The sequence below is a fragment of the Pseudomonas sp. GXZC genome (assembly GCF_026967615.1).
GTDB classification, from domain to species: Bacteria; Pseudomonadota; Gammaproteobacteria; order Pseudomonadales; family Pseudomonadaceae; genus Aquipseudomonas; species Aquipseudomonas azotoformans_A.
Window position 1 is genome coordinate 2,873,707 of the sequence record NZ_CP114115.1, and the last position, 19,223, is coordinate 2,892,929.

Annotated in this window: 23 protein-coding genes; 11 read left to right on the forward strand and 12 right to left on the reverse strand. The window is 60.3% G+C overall.

All coding sequences use genetic code 11. From position 1 onward, the window contains the following. Nucleotides 1-76 precede the first annotated feature (76 nt). Nucleotides 77-382 carry an XRE family transcriptional regulator gene (locus tag OZ428_RS13700; RefSeq protein ID WP_269133729.1) on the forward strand — a complete coding sequence of 102 codons (306 nt, stop codon included), beginning with the start codon at nucleotides 77-79 and terminating at the stop codon, nucleotides 380-382. 32 nt (nucleotides 383-414) lie between these two features. Continuing rightward, nucleotides 415-1,311, forward strand: coding sequence for a LysR family transcriptional regulator (locus OZ428_RS13705; protein ID WP_269133730.1), 897 nt, complete (start codon nucleotides 415-417; stop codon nucleotides 1,309-1,311). On the opposite strand, the gene OZ428_RS13710 is transcribed toward OZ428_RS13705, so the two are convergent. From OZ428_RS13710 to OZ428_RS13730, 5 genes are all read right to left on the reverse strand, one after another. Next, nucleotides 1,301-1,702, reverse strand: coding sequence for a RidA family protein (locus OZ428_RS13710; protein WP_269133731.1), 402 nt, complete (start codon nucleotides 1,700-1,702; stop codon nucleotides 1,301-1,303). The genes OZ428_RS13705 and OZ428_RS13710 overlap by 11 nt on opposite strands. An 82-nt stretch (nucleotides 1,703-1,784) precedes the next feature. Beyond that, entirely contained in the window at nucleotides 1,785-2,687 is a 903-nt protein-coding gene (locus tag OZ428_RS13715) for an EamA family transporter (RefSeq protein ID WP_269133732.1), read from the reverse strand. Between the two features lie 53 nt (nucleotides 2,688-2,740). Beyond that, a complete protein-coding gene (gene asnB, locus OZ428_RS13720; protein ID WP_269133733.1) occupies nucleotides 2,741-4,645 on the reverse strand; it encodes an asparagine synthase (glutamine-hydrolyzing) in 1,905 nt (634 codons plus the stop codon). Nucleotides 4,646-4,690: 45 nt separating this feature from the next. Further along, nucleotides 4,691-5,650 carry a diiron oxygenase gene (locus tag OZ428_RS13725; protein WP_269133734.1) on the reverse strand — a complete coding sequence of 320 codons (960 nt, stop codon included), beginning with the start codon at nucleotides 5,648-5,650 and terminating at the stop codon, nucleotides 4,691-4,693. 80 nt (nucleotides 5,651-5,730) lie between these two features. Continuing rightward, a complete protein-coding gene (locus OZ428_RS13730) occupies nucleotides 5,731-6,516 on the reverse strand; it encodes a crotonase/enoyl-CoA hydratase family protein (RefSeq protein ID WP_016977256.1) in 786 nt (261 codons plus the stop codon). A gap of 107 nt (nucleotides 6,517-6,623) precedes the next feature. On the opposite strand from OZ428_RS13730, the gene OZ428_RS13735 reads away from it, so the two are divergent. The 3 genes from OZ428_RS13735 to OZ428_RS13745 all read left to right on the forward strand — a co-directional run bounded on the left by OZ428_RS13735 (nucleotide 6,624) and on the right by OZ428_RS13745 (nucleotide 10,442). Continuing rightward, complete coding sequence (locus OZ428_RS13735) at nucleotides 6,624-7,421, forward strand: AraC family transcriptional regulator (RefSeq protein WP_177110818.1); 798 nt, start codon at nucleotides 6,624-6,626, stop codon at nucleotides 7,419-7,421. Nucleotides 7,422-7,524: 103 nt separating this feature from the next. After that, nucleotides 7,525-9,078 carry a DUF726 domain-containing protein gene (locus tag OZ428_RS13740; RefSeq protein WP_269133736.1) on the forward strand — a complete coding sequence of 518 codons (1,554 nt, stop codon included), beginning with the start codon at nucleotides 7,525-7,527 and terminating at the stop codon, nucleotides 9,076-9,078. Between the two features lie 41 nt (nucleotides 9,079-9,119). After that, nucleotides 9,120-10,442: an Nramp family divalent metal transporter gene (locus OZ428_RS13745; RefSeq protein ID WP_177076820.1), complete on the forward strand. Its 1,323-nt coding sequence runs from the start codon at nucleotides 9,120-9,122 to the stop codon at nucleotides 10,440-10,442. Between the two features lie 24 nt (nucleotides 10,443-10,466). Here the strand turns inward: OZ428_RS13745 and OZ428_RS13750 are convergent, their stop codons facing one another. The 3 genes from OZ428_RS13750 to OZ428_RS13760 all read right to left on the reverse strand — a co-directional run bounded on the left by OZ428_RS13750 (nucleotide 10,467) and on the right by OZ428_RS13760 (nucleotide 12,274). Continuing rightward, nucleotides 10,467-10,844: a type II toxin-antitoxin system VapC family toxin gene (locus OZ428_RS13750; RefSeq protein WP_033901585.1), complete on the reverse strand. Its 378-nt coding sequence runs from the start codon at nucleotides 10,842-10,844 to the stop codon at nucleotides 10,467-10,469. Further along, entirely contained in the window at nucleotides 10,841-11,200 is a 360-nt protein-coding gene (locus tag OZ428_RS13755; RefSeq protein WP_269133737.1) for a type II toxin-antitoxin system Phd/YefM family antitoxin, read from the reverse strand. Before OZ428_RS13755 ends, OZ428_RS13750 begins: the two co-directional genes overlap by 4 nt. Before the next feature lie 141 nt (nucleotides 11,201-11,341). Then, the gene (locus OZ428_RS13760; RefSeq protein WP_061449448.1) at nucleotides 11,342-12,274 is read right to left on the reverse strand and encodes a LysR family transcriptional regulator; all 933 of its coding nucleotides are present in this window, start codon (nucleotides 12,272-12,274) and stop codon (nucleotides 11,342-11,344) included. Between the two features lie 118 nt (nucleotides 12,275-12,392). Here OZ428_RS13760 and OZ428_RS13765 point away from each other — a divergent pair, with 118 nt between their 5' ends. From OZ428_RS13765 to OZ428_RS13775, 3 genes are all read left to right on the forward strand, one after another. Beyond that, the gene (locus OZ428_RS13765) at nucleotides 12,393-12,881 is read left to right on the forward strand and encodes a DMT family transporter (protein ID WP_033901583.1); all 489 of its coding nucleotides are present in this window, start codon (nucleotides 12,393-12,395) and stop codon (nucleotides 12,879-12,881) included. 4 nt (nucleotides 12,882-12,885) lie between these two features. Next, nucleotides 12,886-13,338: a DMT family transporter gene (locus tag OZ428_RS13770; protein WP_269133738.1), complete on the forward strand. Its 453-nt coding sequence runs from the start codon at nucleotides 12,886-12,888 to the stop codon at nucleotides 13,336-13,338. Nucleotides 13,339-13,427: 89 nt separating this feature from the next. Then, the gene (locus OZ428_RS13775) at nucleotides 13,428-13,598 is read left to right on the forward strand and encodes a metallothionein (protein ID WP_016977247.1); all 171 of its coding nucleotides are present in this window, start codon (nucleotides 13,428-13,430) and stop codon (nucleotides 13,596-13,598) included. 29 nt (nucleotides 13,599-13,627) lie between these two features. Here OZ428_RS13775 and OZ428_RS13780 read toward each other — a convergent pair whose 3' ends face one another. After that, a complete protein-coding gene (locus OZ428_RS13780) occupies nucleotides 13,628-13,900 on the reverse strand; it encodes a hypothetical protein (protein WP_269133739.1) in 273 nt (90 codons plus the stop codon). 146 nt (nucleotides 13,901-14,046) lie between these two features. On the opposite strand from OZ428_RS13780, the gene OZ428_RS13785 reads away from it, so the two are divergent. The 3 genes from OZ428_RS13785 (at nucleotide 14,047) to OZ428_RS13795 (ending at nucleotide 16,065) form a co-directional block, all read left to right on the forward strand. Continuing rightward, nucleotides 14,047-14,811, forward strand: a complete 765-nt coding sequence (locus OZ428_RS13785) for an AraC family transcriptional regulator (RefSeq protein WP_269134176.1) — start codon at nucleotides 14,047-14,049, stop codon at nucleotides 14,809-14,811. A gap of 90 nt (nucleotides 14,812-14,901) precedes the next feature. Further along, nucleotides 14,902-15,075, forward strand: coding sequence for a DUF1427 family protein (locus OZ428_RS13790; protein WP_269133740.1), 174 nt, complete (start codon nucleotides 14,902-14,904; stop codon nucleotides 15,073-15,075). A 30-nt stretch (nucleotides 15,076-15,105) separates the two neighbouring features. Continuing rightward, complete coding sequence (locus tag OZ428_RS13795) at nucleotides 15,106-16,065, forward strand: quinone oxidoreductase family protein (RefSeq protein ID WP_269133742.1); 960 nt, start codon at nucleotides 15,106-15,108, stop codon at nucleotides 16,063-16,065. Nucleotides 16,066-16,074: 9 nt separating this feature from the next. Here the strand turns inward: OZ428_RS13795 and OZ428_RS13800 are convergent, their stop codons facing one another. The 3 genes from OZ428_RS13800 to OZ428_RS13810 form a co-directional block, all read right to left on the reverse strand. Then, the gene (locus OZ428_RS13800) at nucleotides 16,075-17,100 is read right to left on the reverse strand and encodes a purine-nucleoside phosphorylase (RefSeq protein ID WP_269133743.1); all 1,026 of its coding nucleotides are present in this window, start codon (nucleotides 17,098-17,100) and stop codon (nucleotides 16,075-16,077) included. Nucleotides 17,101-17,114: 14 nt separating this feature from the next. After that, entirely contained in the window at nucleotides 17,115-18,062 is a 948-nt protein-coding gene (locus OZ428_RS13805; protein ID WP_269133744.1) for a nucleoside-specific channel-forming protein Tsx, read from the reverse strand. Between the two features lie 156 nt (nucleotides 18,063-18,218). Then, nucleotides 18,219-19,157: an AraC family transcriptional regulator gene (locus OZ428_RS13810; RefSeq protein WP_038850758.1), complete on the reverse strand. Its 939-nt coding sequence runs from the start codon at nucleotides 19,155-19,157 to the stop codon at nucleotides 18,219-18,221. Nucleotides 19,158-19,223: the final 66 nt, after the last annotated feature.

The following is a 19,223-nucleotide window of genomic DNA, read 5'->3' on the forward strand; positions in this document are numbered from 1 at the left end:
TTTTGACAGGTTGAATTTTTTATTCCTTTGGTGGAATATTTTGCAGGGTCGAATTCTGGTTGGGAGGGCCGTCACCATGGCTAAGAAATTCGCTGAACTGCAAACGCGCATGACGCCGGAGTCCCGTGCCGAAGCCAAGCTGTTGTTTCAGCAGCACCTGCAGGAAATGCCACTGCATGAGTTGCGCAAAGCTCAGCAGTTGAGCCAGGCGAGCCTGGCCAAAGCACTGAACATCAACCAGGCGGCCGTCTCCAAGATGGAGCGGCGCACCGACATGTACATCAGCACGTTGCGCGACTATATCCGCGCGATGGGCGGCGAGTTGGAGATTATTGCGACGTTTCCCGATGGTCAGGTCAAGATCGACAACTTTGCTTACTGAAAGCGCTTGTAGCTATCCAGAAGGTCATCCTTGTGAACCAACTTCTCGCCATGCGTGCCTTTGTTCGCGTCGTCGAAACCAGCTCATTCAGTCGTGCATCCGACCAGTTGGCACTCCCGCGCTCCACCGTGAGCAAGCTGATCACCGACCTTGAGAAACACCTGGGCATCAAGCTGATGCACCGCACCACGCGGGCTATGGCGCCCACGTCCGAGGGATTGGAGTATTACCAACATGCCCGGCGCCTGGTCGCAGAGTTGGACGAAGTGGACAGCGCCATTCGCGGGCAAGTCCTCAAGCCCCGCGGGCATCTGCGGGTCGATGCACCGGCGTCGTTTGCCAATTGCCTGCTGATTCCGGCGCTGGTGGATTTTCATCGCGAGTATCCCGATATCACCATCGCCTTGGGTATCAGTGATCGCGCGGTGAACATTGTGGGGGAGGGTGTGGATTGCGTGATCCGTGCCGGCAAGCTGGATGACATGGCGATGATCGGGCGCAAGGTGACCGACCTGGAATATTTGACCTGCGCGGCCCCTGATTACCTGGAGCGCCGAGGTGTGCCGGTTTCCCCGGAGGATCTGGCGCTCAACCACCTCAAGGCCGGCTATTTTTTTGCTGGATCAGGTAAAGCGGAGCCACTGATTTTCGAACAGGGCGACAGGCGCATCGAAGTGGGCGATTGCGCCTATTCCACCAATGAAGGCAACGGCCTCAAGGAAATGCTGCTTGCCGGCCTGGGCGTCGGGCAGCATTTCAAAGCCATCGTTCAGTACTACGTGGACAACGGTCAATTGGTCAGTGTGTTGCCGCAGTGGACGCGTCCGGCTACGCCGCTGCACATCCTCTATCCACCCAATCGCCACCAGAGCGCGCGGCTCAAGGTGTTTGTCGAGTGGGTGATTCGCAGGTTCGGGGTCAGGGAATGATCGCGGTCACGCGGATTTCCACGCGCATGGTCGGCAGCCCCAGAGCCTCGACGCCGACTTGCGTCCAGATCGGCGCATGGTCGGGCATGTACTGGCGGTAGTGCTTGACCATCGCCTCGTTGACTTCGGGCGGGAAACCACCGACGTGGTAGGAGTTGACGTGAATCACGTGCTCCCAACTGGCGCCGGCAGTCGCGAGGGTGCGTTCCAGGTTGTGGAACGCCTGGGCGATCTCGTCGGCCAGGTCGGCGGGGATCTGGAACTCATCGTCCCAGCCCCCTTGGCCTGAGGTTTCCACGCGATTACCGACTTTTACCGCCTGCGAGTAATGCAGGTGCTCGCGCATGTAATCGCCGTAGCCGGGGGTGACAAAAAATTCAGGCGTGCTCATGGTATTTCCTTCGGTTCAGTACAGGACTGGACCCAGGCTAAAGCACTCAATACACGAACAAAATCCCGAATTTATGCCATGACTATCTATCCATGTGGACAATCGGATGCGGTTCCACGGGCGCGAGGTTGACTGGCCTGCGGTACAGGCCCACCGCCAACCCGACGATGATGATCCCGATCGAGATCAGGTTCGGCGTAGAAATGCGCTCGTCCAGAATCAGCATCGAGCTGGTGATACCGAACACCGGAATCAGCAACGACAGCGGCGCCACGGTGGACACCGGGTACAGCTTGAGCAACGAGTTCCAGCCCCAGTAGGCGAAGTGCGTGGCCAGGTACACCTGGAACAGGATCGACAACACCGCCGTCAGGTCGAGGCTGGCCTGCAAACCTTCGAACGCGGCGCTGCCGTGCATCACCCAGGCCGTGAGGAACAGCGGGATCGGCGGGATCAGGCTGGCCCACACCATGAACGAGAAGATCTCCTTGACCCCGGATTTCTTGATGATCACGTTGCCGACGCTCCAGGCCACCGCGCTGAGCACGATCAGCATGACGCCCAGCACCGCATGGTTGCCTTCCTGGGTCGAGATGATCCCCGCCAGGCCTATCAAGGCCAGCACGGCGCCGAGCATCTGCGCGCCACGGATCTTTTCCTTGAACAGCAAAAAGCCCCAGCCCATGGTGAAGAACACGCTGAGCTGGATAATCAACGAGGCGATACCGGGGCTCACGCCCACCTGGATGCCATAGTTGATCACGCCCCACATACCCAGCCCGAAGATAAAGCCATAGGCGGCCACGTAGCTGAACTTGACGGCGGGACGTTTGATAAAGAACACCAGCGGCAGGGCGGCGAGGGCAAAGCGGATACCCGTGAGTACAAACGGGTCGATGGCACGCAGGCCGAGCTTGGTGATGGGGAAATTGACCCCCCATACCAGGGTGACGAGCACGGCAAGAGACAGATGTTTTTTCAGCATGGACCCTCCTTGGGTCAGGCGGCACACCGCAATCGCGAGGTGCCGCCGGGAAGTCAATTCAAGGCGAAGCGTTTTTGCATCAGGCACAGCCCGGCGATTTCCATCAGCAGGTTATCTGCCGAGGCGCGCTGTGCGGTGGACAGGCTTGGCAAGGTTGCCAGCAAGGCGCGTACTTTACGCGGATCGAAGAACGGCACGTTGTGCAATGCCGGGCCGCTCAACACATCATTGATCATTTCATACAGCTTCGACTGTGGGCTTTCGGATGCCGGTGGAGCGCGGAAGTATTGCTTTTTGCGGTCCAGCACAGCCTGCGGCACGTAAGGGCGCATGGCTTCGCGCAAGGCGTATTTCTCGGTGGCGCCGCGCACTTTCATGTTCACCGGCAAGCGGCACGCCGCTTCGATCACTTGGTGATCGAGCAGCGGTGGACGGCCCTCCAGGCTGCCGGCCATTTCCATGCGGTCGCCCAGGGAGGTCAGCACCACGTTGGGCAGGCTGGACTTGGCGACCATGTACAACGAACGGTTGACCGGTTCCCAGCCGTTGAGCGCCCGTGGGCTCAGGCGGTCGTAGAACTCACGATAGGCATCGGTGTTGCTGAAACGCTCACGGAAGTCATCGCTGTACAGTTGCGCCAGGGGGCCGAACAACGCCGACTGGGTTTGCAGCCAGGACACGCCGTGGCCGAGTTCGTCCTGCACCCATTTCACATCATTTTTGCCGCCGGGCAGGTAGCGGTCCTCGCTGGCATGCAGGCGCCGGGTCAGTTCGGCAATCGCCGTCGGGTCCTGGTTTTCGTGGTTGTACAACACCATGTCGCGACGATAGTGCGGGTAGCCGCCGAAGACTTCGTCGGCACCTTCACCCGTGAGTACGGCGCGCATGCCCTGGTTCTGCACGTATTTGCACAACAGGTACTTGGCCACGCTGTGGGCGTTGGCGAAGGGCATTTCGGCGTGCCACAGGGCATTTTCGAAGTTATCCGCCATGTCGGAAGAGTTCACCGACAGCACGTTGAGGTGAGCACGGTTATGTCGGGCGGCCACTTCGGCGAATTGGCGCTCGTCGTAGGCCTGCTCGCCTTCGAAGGACAAGTGGAACGCCTGCAATGGCTGACCCGTCAGCTCGGTGGCAATTCCCAGCATGGCCGATGAATCGAGGCCGCCACTGAGGCACACACCGACCGGTACATCGGCATGCAGGCGCAGGCGCACGGACTCTTCGATGGTGCTGCGCAGGGACTCGATCATCTCGGCTTCGCTGCGCTGTTCGGTGTCCTGGGCATCCGGGAAGTCCCAGTCCCAGTACTGCTCGGTCTGCAGGCCGCTTTCATCGGCGATGATCCAGCAACCCGGTTTCACGCTGCGAATGTTGTTGAAGACGGTACGGTCACGCAGGATAAAACCGCGATTGGCGTAGGCTTCGTGGTCCCACTGCGCCGGCACGCCGGCGGCGAGCAAGGCTTTGATTTCGGAGGCGAAGTACCAGGCACCTTCATGCTCGGTGTAGTACAGCGGCTTGACGCCCACCCGGTCACGCACGGCAAACAGCTTTTTGCGCAGGCGATCGAAGATCAGGATGGTGAACTCGCCGCGCAGTTGCTTGAGGCCACGTACGCCATGGCGACGGTACAGGTGCATGGCGATTTCGCTGTCGGACGAGGTCTTGAAGCGGCATCCGTAGCTTTCCAGTTCGGCGCGGATGCGTTGATAGTCATAGAACTCGCCGTTGACCATCATCACCAGGTCGCCTTCGTCGGCGACGATAGGCTGGGTGCCGTTACCCAGGCCGACCAGGCCCAGGCGCACATAACCAAAGGCGGCCTGGCCGTTGGGGTCGAACCACTGGCTGGAGCTGTCCGGGCCGCGATGGTGGATGGCACGCAGGGCGGCATCGAACATGTTCGGGTTGAATGCACGAGGTTGTTTGGCAAAGACGCCAATGTATCCACACATGACAATTACTCTATTGAATTTGTATTGGTCAGCGGCACGCTGGTTTTAAACGGTGGTGGCCGGTTCGCTCATCACTGGCAGCTCGGGTAGCACCGCTTCGGGGTGTATGCCAATGGAGCTGAGGATCTCGGGCATGGCCGAGTAGTCCGCTTCGCCGGTCTCGGTAAATTGAGTCGGTAGCAGCAGCGATTGATCGCCGAACACTTCGAGCAGTTGCGGCAGGATGATTCGCCACGCCGAAATCTCGCGCATCGGGAAGATTCGGATCGAGTTGGCGATGCCGCGGGTGAACAAGGCGGTTTGCTGCGCGGTGAAGTCACCGACCACCTGCTGTACGAACAGCGGGAAGATGTGCTTGTGCACCAGTTCGTCTTTTTTGTGCAAGGCCACCACGTGGCGGAACACCGGCTGGATGTCTGGCGCGTCGCTGAGGTCGGCCAGGTAGTCGCTGATAAACGTTTCCGAGACCAGCGAGAAGGCCAGGCGGTAGATCTTGAAATCCGCCTCGGACAGGGTGGCCTGGGCCTGGCTCAAGTGGCGGGTCAGTTCCAGTTCCGGCCATTTGATGCGCATGCCGCGCTGAGTGATGGCCAGTTCACACATGTTGATCGAAAACAGTGTGTGATAAGCCTCATCCGCCAGGGTTTCGGAAATCGTCGCGGCGCTGGCGGAGCTCAGGCGTGAGCCCAACTGCAGCAGGTCGATGCAGGACGGGCAGATGATTTCGGTTTCGATGGCGATGGTTTTCTGGTTGTAGATCACCCAGCCGGCCGACAGGATCAGCAGCTTCAGGGCATGGGGGTAATTCTGATAGTACGGATCATGGGCGAAAGGTAACAGGGCCTCGAGAAAGTCCGGCGCCTGCAGGTCAAGCTGGATATCCGGGCGCTGGGAATCGAGCTTGATCTGTGCGCGTTTGTGCCAGCTGCGTTCGATTTTGATCAATCGTTCATCGGTCGCGTCATTGCTGCGATAAAGATCGTCTTGAGTGCTGTGCTGAAACATGGTTTCACCGGGTTGAGAGTGAGTTGTGAAGGCCATCCATGGTTTGCCGAGGTGCGCTCGGCAACGTTCACGACCGGGAGTTACACCGCTGGCGCGGTCTGGATCTTGTCCTTCTTGCGATCCAGGAAGTCCGCCAGGCGATCCTGTGTGCGGATGTCGGAAGACACCACGGCGGCAATCAAGGCTTCCGTCATCAGGCCGTCCTGCTGGCTTTGATCGACAATACGCGGCAGCACGTGGGTCACTGCGTAGTTGGTCATGGGCAGGTTGCCGGCGATCTTGTGCGCCAACTCGGTGGCCTTGAGCACCGCCTGGCCGACCGGCACCAGGTACTGGGCCACGCCGCGCTCATAGCTTTCCTTGGCGTAGAGCGTGCGGCCGGTGAGCATCATGTCGGTCATCAGGGCGATGCCGGCAATGCGTGGAAAACGCACCGAGGCGCCGACACCCACATACAGGCCGCGCATGGCTTCGGGCAGCGAGAAGAAGGCGCTGTCATCCACCACGCGCAGGCTGCAAGCGGTGGCGATCTCCAGGCCACCACCGATGGCGGCACCGGTAATGGCGGCGACGACGGGCACCTTGCCGAACTGGATCAGTTCGAAGGTCTTGTGCCATTCGCGGAAGGCCTGGACGTTATCGATCACCGACTGGTCGCGGATTTCCGACAGATCCAGCCCCGTGCAGAAATGTTGGCTGGTGCTGTAGAGCACGGCGGCACCAATGCCTTCAGGCATGTTGGTAAAGGTATCGCGCAGTTCGTGCATGACTTCCAGAGACATGGCGTTTCGCTTCTGCGGGCGGTTGAGACCCACCATCAGAACGGCGCCGTCTACTCGTACGTCCAAGTAGTTTTTGACACTCATTTTCCGAATATCCCTTCGAGATGAACCCAACTTGGGGAGCGACGATTCTAGGTGGCAGAGTAGTGGCCCGCTTGCTATGTCAGGTCATACTTTGACAAAATCGGGCCATGCCGCCGACCTTTACCTATTCTCCTTACGAACCCGATAGCCCCGAAGCGGTGGTGACGCTGCGCGAGTACCCGTCCGGTACGGTGTTTCCACGGCATACCCATCGTCGTGGGCAGTTCGCGTACGCATCCACAGGCGCGTTGAAAATGTTTACTGACCTCGGTAATTGGGTCGTACCGCCGCAGCGCGCCATCTGGGTGCCGGGCGGGATTTCCCATGAGATGCACATGCGCGGCGATGTGGTGATGCTCAATACTTACCTGGACGACGACGCCGCTCAGCGCGCAGGGTTGCAGGACTATTGCCAGGTATTTGGCGTCTCGCCACTGTTGCGCCATCTGCTGGAAGCGGCGTTGGCGATTGGGCCATCGGCCTCGCCCAGCGTGCGCGACCGTTGTGTGCTGACCCTATTGATCGATGAAATCGGCGCCATGCCCGAGTTGCCCCTCAGTGCGCCGTTGCCCTCCGAAGCGCGTCTGGCCCGTTCTTGTCAGCGCTTTCTCGAAGCCCCGACCCAGAAGATCTCCATCGGCGAGATGGCCGACTGGTCGAGCATGAGCCGGCGCACCTTTACCCGTAACTTTCGTGAATGCACCGGCATGACCTTTGTGTCCTGGCGCCAACAGGTGTGCCTGTTGGAGGCGACGGCGCGGCTCAGTCATGGCTCGTCCATCACCGATGTGGCGTTCGAGTTGGGGTTCAGCAGTTCCAGCGCTTTCACTTCAGTGTTCCGCCGCAACCTGGGCGATTCACCGGCGCGCTACCTGGCCAAGTCCAAGGCGGCCTCTCTGTTTTGAAAGGATGATGAGGCCAATGCGGTGCCTTTTCCCCCAGCGGTACCACGTTGAACCCCGCCCTTTGTTACTATCGCCGTCCCTCGTTACCAGGAGTCATTGCCCCATGCAGCACCAGTGGGATGAAATGCACCGCACTCGCAAGCCCACGTTCTTGATGTGTGGTGAGCCCGAGGGTGATGTGCTTAATCTCTATGTCCACGGTTATTCGGCGTTCTTCAACCTGCAACAGCTGGGCAGCTTCAAGGCGCAGTTGGCGGGCATCGAAGGCTCGACCAACCTGATGCTGTTCTGGCCGGCGGGGCATTTCCTGGAAAACCTGTTCGCGCCGTTCAAGGACGTGATCGGCGCGATGCTCGGCGGCGGCAGCCTGGGTGCAGCCACTGTGGGCGTGGGCAAGGCGATTGCCTACTTTCTCGACCACTATAAAAGCGTCGAGGCGCGGGTAGATGAAGTTGCCAGGAGCCTGCTGCCGGAGCTGGCCGCCTACCTGCACGGTGAATCCCTTGAAGTGCGGCGCATCAACCTGATTGGCCATTCACTGGGCGCGCGCATCTTGGTCAAGAGTTTGCTGGCCCGCCCTGATACCGCCCGCGAGCTGCCGTTGGACAACCTGCTGTTGATGGGTGGGGCGATCTGCACGTCCAGCCCGTGGGATGACGTGTCCGCGTCGCTAAAAGGCCGTGTGATCAATTGCCACTCCAGCAAAGACTGGGCCTTGGCCCTGAAACCGGATACTGAGCGTTGCATCGGCCGCTATGCCATTCCGGTAACGCCGGCGCTCAAGGCCAAGGTCACCAATGTGCATCTGGCAACTTTCGATCACGCCGCTTACTGGCCGCAGCTGCAGACGGTGGTGCAGTACACCGACCTGCTGCACGAGCGGCGCGGCATGATCCGCTCCGACCAGCGCAGCGCCGATGTGCGTTTTGCCGAAGAGGACGCGGACCTGTTCCCGGCGTTGGTCCAGGCGCGGCCTGAAGAGTTGAAGTTCCTCGCCGAGTTGATGGCGCAAAAACGCAGTGCATCCATAGACGCCAGCATGCGCGAGCCGCTCAAGCTGGCCATCGAGTTGCAGCGCATGGGCGGCGATACCTTTATGAACCTGGCCCGTGGCCATGGCGTGAGTTATCGCCAGATTGCTGAGGATGTGGCGCAGCGGCTGAGCATCAAGTTCGATGAACCGCTCGATACCGTCGAATTGGCTGACCTTGAAACCCAGGTCGCCGAAAAACTCATCGAACAGTACAAAGACAAACTCAGCCATGCGGACCGGCTGGTGTTCGACGCGGAACTCAAAGCTGCCGCGCAAAAGGAGCAGGGGCTGTTCAGGCGTTTTGACGTGGGTCGGTCGGCCACCACTGCGTTGAGCGGTACAGCGCTGGCCGGGTTGACCGGTTTTATCCTGCGACGCGGTGCGGCCACGGCGATTCCGGTGGTGGGGCAGGCGGTGGCAGCGGCGATGCTGGTGGTGAGCGGCGTGCGCGCGTTTTCCGGCCCTGCGTATTCGATCACCACCCTGGCGGTGCTGGTGATCGGCGTGATTCGCCAGCGCATGGAGCGTGAAGCACTGAACCAGGAGATGGACCTGGTGGTGCAAGTGGTCGAGGCGTTCGACCTGCCACGGGACACGGTGATGCGCACGGTTGCTTCCGACTGATAAGCTGCGCCTCTGTCTTGTGTGTTTGCCTGGGATACCGCGTGAAATTCAGCCTGCCAAAAATCGCCACCGCCCCGTTCTGCCCGCCGGAAGTGGCGGGTTCTGTCGCCGTTGATCCCAAGGCTTCGTTCTTTAAGCGCATCCTCATGTTTGCCGGGCCTGGGCTGCTGATCTCCATCGGCTACATGGACCCCGGCAACTGGGCCACGGCCATCGAGGCCGGCTCGCGCTACGGTTACAACCTGTTGTTTGTGGTGCTGCTGGCCAGCTTGGCAGGGATGGCGGTGCAGTGCCTGTGTTCAAGGTTGGGCATCGCCACCGGCAAGGACCTGGCGCAACTCTGCCGTGAGCGCTATAGCCAGCGGTCTGCACGCACCCAGTGGGTGCTGGCGGAAATCTCCATCATCGCCACCGACCTTGCCGAGGTGCTGGGCTGCGCCTTGGCATTCCACCTGCTGCTGGGGGTGTCGCTGACCACCGGCATTGTCATCACCGCCTTCGACACACTGCTGATCCTGGCCCTGCAGAACCGTGGTTTCCGCCGTTTGGAAGCGATCATGCTGGCGCTGGTCGCGACCATCGGCGTGTGTTTTTTCATCGAACTGGTCCTGATCAAACCTTACTGGCCGGACGTGTTCAGTGGTTTCACCCCGTCACTGTCGGCCATAAGCGATGCTGCACCGCTGTATTTGGCCATCGGCATCCTCGGGGCTACGGTGATGCCCCATAACCTCTACCTGCACAGCTCCATCGTGCAAACCCGCCTGATCGGCAAGGATCTGGCAAGCAAACAGGACGCGGTCAAGTTGGCGCGTATCGACACCATCGGCTCCCTGGCCCTGGCGCTGTTGGTCAACGCCGCGATCCTGGTGCTCGCCGCCGCAGCCTTCCACAAGACCGGCCACACTGAGGTGGTTGAGATCCAGGACGCCTATCACCTGCTAGACCCGCTGGTCGGTGGTGCCTTCGCCAGCATCCTGTTCGGCATTGCCTTGCTCGCCTCCGGGCAAAGCTCCACCTTTACCGGCACCATCGCCGGGCAGGTGATCATGGAGGGCTACCTCAACCTGCGCATTCCCTGCTGGCAACGGCGCCTGATCACCCGTGGCCTGGCGCTGATCCCTGCGTTTTTGGGGGTATGGCTGATGGGCGACGATGCCATCGGCAAATTGCTGATCCTCAGCCAGGTGGTGCTCAGCCTGCAATTGCCGTTCGCGCTGTATCCGCTGATCCGCATGACCGGTGACAAGCAACTGATGGGGCCATTCGTGAATCGGCTGCCGACACGCTTGCTGGCGTGGTTTCTGTTTGCGGTGATCAGTGGGGCGAATGCCTGGTTGATAGGGCAGTGGGTGTTTGGGTAGGCGCACCGAAGCAATTGGGACGACTTACACCAGAATTGCCAGGGACGTGTATTGGGCGACCTGCGGATCGGCGGTCAATAGCTTCATGGGCTCGCTGATGGCGGTCGCAACGATGAGTCGATCAAACGGATCCTTGTGATGGTGCTCAAGGTCCTTGACCGCGATCGCATGTTCTGGAGTGATGGGCAGTTCGACGAATCCGCTTTCCAGGCAGTACTCACGGATTTCATCCAGATCGACGGTGAGTTTCCCCAGGCCGACCTTAATTGACAGCTCCCAGAATGTTGCAGCGCTGATGTAAATCTCTGCTGCGTTCTCAATCAGCTTCCTGGCTTTGCTGGATAGCTTAGGATCTTCACTCAGCGTCCAAAGCAGAATATGGGTATCCAGCAACATTCTCATAAGCGGTTGCCTTCGAAGGCATCCAGTAGGTCGTCAGGCAAAGGTGCGTCGAAGTCTTCAGGAATGACGAGCTTGCCCTGCATTGCACCGATTCTCCGACCCTTGGACTTGCCGACGGGCACAAGCTGAGCCATCGCACGTCCATGCTTGGCAATGGTAATGATTTTGCCGGCGGCAGCTTCATCAACCAGTTTCGACAGATTATTTTTTGCTTCGCCCAAAGGTACGGTTGTCATGTGGTTATCTCCGTATTTTGGCCAAATATAGCCAAAACTACGTGCGCTATCAAAGACGGCCAGACCGCTGACTGAAGCGGCTCGCGCAGCGCGCGATATTTTGGGGTAAGTGAATTCCATGGCAGCTCTCTCAAAAAGATATCGTCAGAGTCTGCCGCAGCATGCAGAGGCCAGAAATACTGGCTCGGAAAATCAGAACGGACCTACCTGTTTCTGTAAGGAAATTTCCTTCATAGCGACGTTCTTCTCGACTTGGAAAAGTCACCGATCCCAATACGGCACCGCTCCAAAACACTCCACAAAATAATCAATCACCGTGCGCACCTTCAGCGACAAGCGCCGGCTCCCCGGCCACAGCGCGGCTATTTGCTGGGGCTCCAATGTCGTCGCCACGTCGTACTCTGTCAGCACCGCCTGCAGAGTGCCCGCACGCAGACTGTCGCCGATCAACCAGGAGGGAAACACCACCAGCCCCAGCCCTTGTTCGGCGGCGTAGGTGAGCGTGTCGGCATGATTGCCGGTGATCGGGCCCTTGACGCTATAAGGTGTCCAGTCGCCCTGGCCCTTGCGGAAGAACCAGCGTTGCTGGCCGGTAATGCCTTTGTAGGCCAGGCACTGGTGGTTGATCAGTTCGTCAGGATGCTGCGGTGTGCCGTGTCGGGCCAGGTAGGCCGGGCTCGCGGCGATGCGAAAGCGTTGGGGCGCGAAGATGCGCGCCTGCATGCTGGAATCGTTGAGCACGCCGATCCGAAAAAGCAGGTCGGTACCGTCCTGCAACGGGTCCACATAGGTGTCGGTTTGTTGGATATCCAGTTGCAGCTTCGGATAACGCCGGCACAACTCGCCCAGCCAAGGGGAGAGATGGCGCTGGCCGAACACCATCGGCGCATTGATGCGCACCAGGCCGCTGGGCTCGCTTTCCTGTTCCTGCAGCGCCTGGCCGGCGGCTTCCAGTTGTTCCAGCATCAAGCGCGCATGTCGTCCGAGCAAGCGCCCGGCCTCGGTGGGGCTGACAGCGCGGGTGTGACGGTAGAGCAATTGCTGGCCTAGGGCCTGTTCCATCAGTTGGATCTGCCGGGAGATGGAAGAGGGCGCCAGGCCCTCACGGCGTGCCACTTCGGAAAAACTACCGAGGTCCAGCACGGCGACGAACAGGCGCAGCGCCTTGAAGCTCAGTTCATTCAAGCCTTGCATCGTGCCTCCAGGCTGTGCGTTTTGCGCAAAGGTGTTGTTGGCATGCTCCCATTTATCGCACAGCACGGCCACCGGATAATGCGCGCCATCCAATCCTTTGTTGATGTGCAGGTGGTGTATGCAAGCAAGTTCCATCGAGGGCGTGGCGCCAGCCAAGCCGAAAAAAAACGGCCTGCGGCTACTGCTTTTGCCGCTGGTGATCCTGGCTGGCATGGGCCTGTCAGTTGAAGCCGGCCTGCTCGGGCCATTGGGTGTGCAGGTCGGGCATTTGTGGGCCACCTTGAGCATCTTTGGCGTGGGCTCGGCGATCCTGTTTCTACTGCTGTTGTTCAGTGGTCCGCGAAAAGGCCCGGCGTTGTCCGAGCTGCCGCGCTGGCAGTTGATCGGTGGTTTCCTGGGGCCGATCTACGTGGTGGTACTGACCCTGGCCACGCCGCATATCGGTATTGCGATGACCATGATCGCGATTCTGTCGGGGCAAGTCGGCAAGAGCGTGCTGATCGACCATTTCGGCTGGTTCGGCGCGGCGCGCAAGCGGGTCAATGGCGAACGCTGGATCGCCCTGGCGTTGATTGTGGTGGCACTTGTTCTGATTGCGCGGGGTTAAAGCGATGAACCTGATTTTGTTGCTGGTAGTGGTGGTCGCCGCAGGTGCGGTGTTGAGTGTGCAAGCCGCCATCAATGGTCGCTTGGGCCAGGCGGTGGGCGTGCTGCGCGGCAGCCTGGTGACCTTTGGCGTGGGGGCGATTGTCACTGCATTGATGATCTTGTTCTTTGAGCCGGCCCAGTCGGTGAGCCTGCTGGATGTGCCGAAATGGCAGCTCACGGGCGCCTTGTTCGGTGTGGTGTACATGATGGTGATGGTCGGCGCGGTGCCTGTAGTCGGCACGGCGGTGGCGACGGTGGCGGTGATCGTCGGGCAATTGGGCATGGGCATGTTGATCGACAACTTCGGTTGGCTGGGCAACCCGGCGATTGAGTTGTCGGGTGCGCGGATCGTGGCGATGGTCTGCCTGGCCCTGGCGCTGCTGTTCATGTACCGCAGCAATACCCGCGCCGACTGACGGTTTGAACCATCGCCGGCGGGCCGCAGTCCCTCATTAAGGTGCCGGCGCCCGCCGCACCGGGACGACCACGAAAAAGGAGTCTGACCATGCCAGATAAAACCTGTGCCTGCCCACACTGCAAGTGTGTGCTGGGAGCTGACGCGGTAATGAAGGACGGCAAGGGTTATTGCTGTCAGGGCTGTGCGGAGCACCATGCCCATGGTGAGCCGTGTGCGGCGGCGACCGGGTGCGAATGCGCCAAATCCGCCAAAGGCTGACGTGCTTGCGGGAGCCGGCCAGCCGGCTCCTATTGCCGTTCGAGTTCGAGCCGCAGGCTATGGTCGGCCAGGTGTCGACGATGCTTGACCACACCATGGGTGCGCCGTCCCTCCAGCGCAAACACCACCATTTGCGCATCACGTAGATCGTCCGGCAGCGGTTGGAATACCTTCAGTACCGTCCTGGTAGCTTGGTGTTGCAAGCTCACTTGGCATTCGACATGCCGGGTAATCGGCCCGAACAGGGTGTCCTGGGTGTAATCGATCCGTGCCTTGCCGTTGACCGACAGTATTGCATCCATGGTCTCTCTCCTTGATCAAGCCTGTAGCGCACGCTTCCGAGCGGCGCCGGTATAAGCCAATGATCTCCGTGGTCCGTAAAAATTCACTCGGATTGTCGAACGGTGGTCATTACCATGGCGGCTCACCCTTGATTGATGTGTACATCATGGCCCTGGCTGCGCCTCCCGACCTCAGTGATCACGCCGTGCCCGTACAGCCCTTGGCGCGTACTTATCCGCGCGGGCTGTACGTTGAACCGCATAGCCATGACTGGGGCCAATTGCTCTACGCCATGAGCGGGGTGATGTGGGTCGAGACGCCGCATGAAGCCCTGGTGGTGCCGCCACAGCGTGCCGTCTGGCTGCCGCCGGGGGTGGAACATGGGATTCGCGTGGTGTCGGATTTGCAGATGCGCAACATCTACCTGCGCCCGGCCCTGGCAGCCACGTTGGACAGCCAGGTGCAGGTGATCGAAGTCGGTGGGTTATTGCGTGAGCTGATCGTCACACTGGTGGACGAGGGCGATAACGGCGATGTGGCGTATTACGAAGCGTTGGTCAGCCTGGCTTTGCTGGAGCTGCAGCGGGCGCGCCGTTCACCGATGCGCATCGCCATGCCGGTGGACGCCGACCGTCGATTGATCAGTGCGTGCCAGGCGGTCATGGCTGCGCCGTCCCTGGAGATCCTGTTCGAACAGCATGCCGAAGCTGCCGGCGCCAGTGTGCGTACCTTGTCGCGGCTGTTCCAGAATAACCTGGGCATGGGCTTTGCCGAATGGCGGCGCCAGGTGCAATTGGCCACGGCGGTGGCGGAGCTGATCCAAGGCCAGCCGGTCAGTGCCATCGCACGTTCCCTAGGCTATTCCCCCAGCAGTTTCAGCGACATGTTTCGCCGTGAACTCGGCGTGGCGCCTTCGCAGTACGTCGATTGACGGGTTTGGCCGAAATCCTGAAGAACTTGGCCGATGCTTCAGGATTCAGCGCTCTAGACTGAGCGCATCCACCCACAAGGCGCTGCCCCCATGAACTACCTGATTTCCCTCGCCATCGGCCTGTTTGTCGGCGTGATCTACGGCGCCTTGGATTTCCGTTCGCCCGCACCGCCGGCCATCGCCCTGGTGGGCCTGATGGGCATGCTGCTGGGTGAAAAGCTCTGGCCCATGGGCCGACAGCTGGTGGGCGACTGGTTCTCCTGATCTCTCTCTTAACTTCGATGGATATTGGCCATGAAAGCACTGCAATTTTCCGCCACCGGCGACCTCGCCGCCCTGCGCTTCGTTGACGTCGCCACCCCGGTGCCGGCCGCCGGTGAAGTGCTGGTGCAGGTCAAGGCCGCCGGCCTCAACCCCAGCGACGTCAAAAACGTGCTCGGCCGCTTTCCCTACACCACCTTGCCGCGTATTCCCGGTCGCGATTTTGCCGGTGTGGTGGTGGAAGGGCCGCAGGCACTGCTGGGCCAGGAAGTCTGGGGCACCGGCCGCGACCTGGGCTTTTTCGCCGATGGCTCCCACGCCCAGTACCTCACCGTGTCGGCCAAGGGCGTGGCGCATAAGCCCAGCCATTTGAGTTTTGCCCAGGCGGCCAGCCTCGGTGTGCCCTATACCACCGCTTGGGATGCCCTGGAACGCAGTGGCGTGACCCAAGGCACGCGTCTGTTGGTGATTGGTGCCAATGGCGCGGTGGGCAGCGCGACCCTGGCCCTGGCAAAAATCCGTGGCGCCCAGGTGCTGGCCGCTGTACGTCGACCAGAGCAGGTCGAGGTATTGCAGGCGCAAGGTTTTGAGGCGATTGCCTTGGGCAAACCGGAAGAGCTCGGTGCGCAGGCCAATGCGGTGTTCAAGGGCGGTGCCGATGTGATCTTCGACACCACCGGTTTCTGGCTGCCGGCAGCCGTTGCAGGTTTGGCACCGTTCGGCCGCATCGCGATCATCGCCGCGCCGGTGGACGGCCATGTACAACTGCCGGCCCTGGCGCTGTATCGCAAAGGTGGCTCGGTGGTGGGGATCAATTCGTTGCTCTACAACTGCGAGCAGTGCGCGGTGATGCTGGAGCAGTTCGGACGATTCTTTGATGAAGGCCTGTTGCCGTTGCCCACCGGCTTGCGTGAAGTGGCGCTGGCCGATGGGGTGCAGTGCTATGAGGAGGTGAATCAAGGCAGCGCAGACAAAATCATCTTCCTGCCTTGATTACGGTGGTCAGGCCTCCGGAACACCTTTCTCCCAGGCCGACCAGTTGTTGAGAATCGCCTGTACCAGCGGGTTGCCCGTGCGGTACAGGTTCTCCAGCGCCGGCACAAAACCGCCCTGATCCGCGTACTTCAGCAGGTTGTCTACTTCGCTGTAGCCAGGGTATGGGCGGTCGAAGTCGGAACCGGCACGTACCACCGCCAGGCGCTGGATATCCACCAGGCCTTCGCGGCTGGCGCGTAGCAGGGCTTCGTAGGTGGAGTTGTCTTCCTGTTGGGTGGTGCAGTATTCGCCTTTGTTGTCGGTCAGCAGCTTGGTCCAGACTTCGGCGCGTTCGCTCAGGCGTGTACCGGAAAACCAGGTGTTGCCCGCCAGGGTGTCGCAGCGGGTGACTTGCGGCGGCTGGTTGGCCGGGGCGGCGGGGTAGTGTTTGCGCCAGGCGGCGGACTCCTTGCTCTCGGTCAGCTCCACTTTTTGTGACAAGGCAAACGCCTTGGCCTGCAACTTGGGGTTCAGCTCAAACACTTCGGTCTTGTAGTCCAACGGTGGTTTCTCGTTGGGGCCTTTGGTGTTGATGCCGATATAACCCGTCGGCCAATCCTTGGGCGCGTCCCGCGAATCCAACTCCCACTGGGTGCCGAATTCCACCAGGTAATGCGCCCAGGCGGCGGTGCCGAGGGTGCCGTGCTTGGGGCTGATGCCGGCGATCCCGGCGATCAGGAAATAGCTCTGGCGCAGGTCGAATTTGGGCGACAAGGCCAAGGCTAGGGTGGACGCGGCGGCGTTGGTCTGGCCCATGCCGGTGACCAGCAGGCACACGTCCTGGGTGTTGCAGCGGATCACCGGGTATTCGGCCGACAGCCCCGGTACGCGGACTTCCTGCTTGAGTTCCAGGCGATCGATCCAGGTTTGCGCCTCAGGGGCGAACATGGTGATCAGCATCACCTTGGGTTTGATCGGTGCGGTATCGGCCAGCACCACGTGGGGCAGCAGCGCCAGGCCGACCGCCATTGAGAAACGTGTAAACGCGTTCATCTAAAGCTCCTTGATCAGAATTGGTAGCCCACGCCGGCGTAGTAACCCCAGCCATCGGAACGGGCGCGGAAGTTGCCTTCGCCGAAATTCAACTCACTGCCGTCTTCCCAGTTGCCGCCGTTATGGAAGTAACGGCCGACCAAGGTAAAGCGCAGATGAGTGAACGAGTACAGCAGTACATTGGTCGCGACCAGCGAGTTGGCGGTGCGCGCCGGGTTGTCCTTGTGCAGGTCGGAGCCGAAATCGTAGTTGGTGAAGCCGATGTAGGTCAGCGAAGCACCGTTATCGAACTTGCTGATGGGCACGATGTACTTCATCTGCGCGCGGTAGCCGTCCCATGAGTATTCATTGCTGGCGCCGTAGTTTTCCCACTGGTAACGCCCATAGAAGTTGGCCGACAGGTTCACCCGCGAATGGGTGTCGATGTCGGTGCCGAGGCCGCTGTACAGAGTGTTGGCGCGGTTTTCCTTGCGGCTGCCATGGTCGTAGATCCAGTCGAACGCCACGTACCATTCCTTGAACGGCCCGATGGCCAGGCTGCGGCCCGCCAGGTAGTCGATGGAGATACGCGGTTCGTGTTCCATGAACACCGGCGAGCCATGGTCCCACACGCCTTTGTCATTACTGTTACCGATGGTGAGGATCTTCGGCACGTCGATGTAGCCGTACAGCTCAAAAGGCCCCTTACGGCCGAAGTACTCGTATTCCAGGTAGACATCATCCTGTGGCTTGGGGCCGAAGCTGATGTCTTTGCTCCCGATCAATGTCAGGTCCTGGTTGAACCAATCCGACAGGTACACGCCTTTTTTCGCCGGGCTGGCTTCAGGGCTGAGGGTTTCGCCCTGTGCTGAGTCATCCACGGGTTTTTCCTGCGCCAAAATGGGGGCGCTGAGTACTCCCGTAACGGCGGCCAGTAGCAAGGAAACACCAAAGGAGGCAGGACGCCTTGAGGTGGGGTGCATTGAAAATCCCTATTCGTACGCGGTTTGAACCCGATTCTTCGGGTAAGGGTGAACTTGGCTGGCAAGTTCGTACCGCAAACGTTTGCACAGGCTGTACCAAGTTTGCTCAATCGATTGATCAAATTGAAAAAAACCGGGATTTAGTCGACCTTTTGGTCAGAATTGACTGGGTGTCATTTTTTCAATGTGCTGGAACAGGTGCATCGCGGTTTCACGTCGATAGTCGCTTGGCGTCTGGTGCATTTCGATACGGAAGTGTCGATTGAAATTCGACAGATTGGCGTAGCCCACTTCAAAGCAGATGTCCGCCACCGACATGTCGCTTTGCAACAGCAGCCGGCAGGCGCGCTGTACACGGAACTTGCGCATCAGGTCGATAAAGCCGTGGCCGGTGTTGCGCTTGAAGAAGCGTGAGAAGCCTGGCTCGCTCATCTCCAGCTGTTGCGCGATTACCGACAAGCGCACATCGCCGGTCAGCTCGCGCATCAGATAATCGAACGCCTTGTTGATGCGTTCGGCGCTGCGTGCATCCAACGTCGGCGCATAACACGGGCTGGCGAGTGCCTTGACCTGTTGCGTCGGGGCGTTCTTCAGGGTGTCGAGCAATTGCAGGAACAGGATCAGGCGTTGCAGGCCGTGGGCGCTGCCGATGGCTTCCATCAAGCATGCAGCCTGCAACGCGGTGTCGCCGGTGAATTCCAGCCCGCGCCGGGCATGCTCGAACAGCGGTTGCAAGTCACCGAGTTCCGGCAGGGTCTTGCGCAGGGCGAGGAGGGCGGCGCCATCGAATTGCAACACCACGTCGCGACCGCTCAGGTATTCGCCGGGGGCGAGTTCACCGATCCAGTCGTGGGGCAGGTCGGGGCCGATCAGGGCCACATGCCCGGCACTGAACGCACCGATGTAGTCGCCCGCCACCAGTTTGCCGCTGCCTTGGCGGATCAGGTGGATTTCAAATTCGGGATGGTGGTTCCAGCGCGCCAGGTCGTAGGGGTAGTCATGCTCGAACCAGCGGAAGCAGTGGTCCGGCTCGGGCAGGATCACTTCGAGTTCGGCGGGGCGGTGCTCGAACAGCTTGGCGCGGCTGATGGGCATGGCGGGATTCTTATGATGCTTGGAATCGCTCCAAAATACGCGCCTCAACCGTGAGCGCGCTACCCC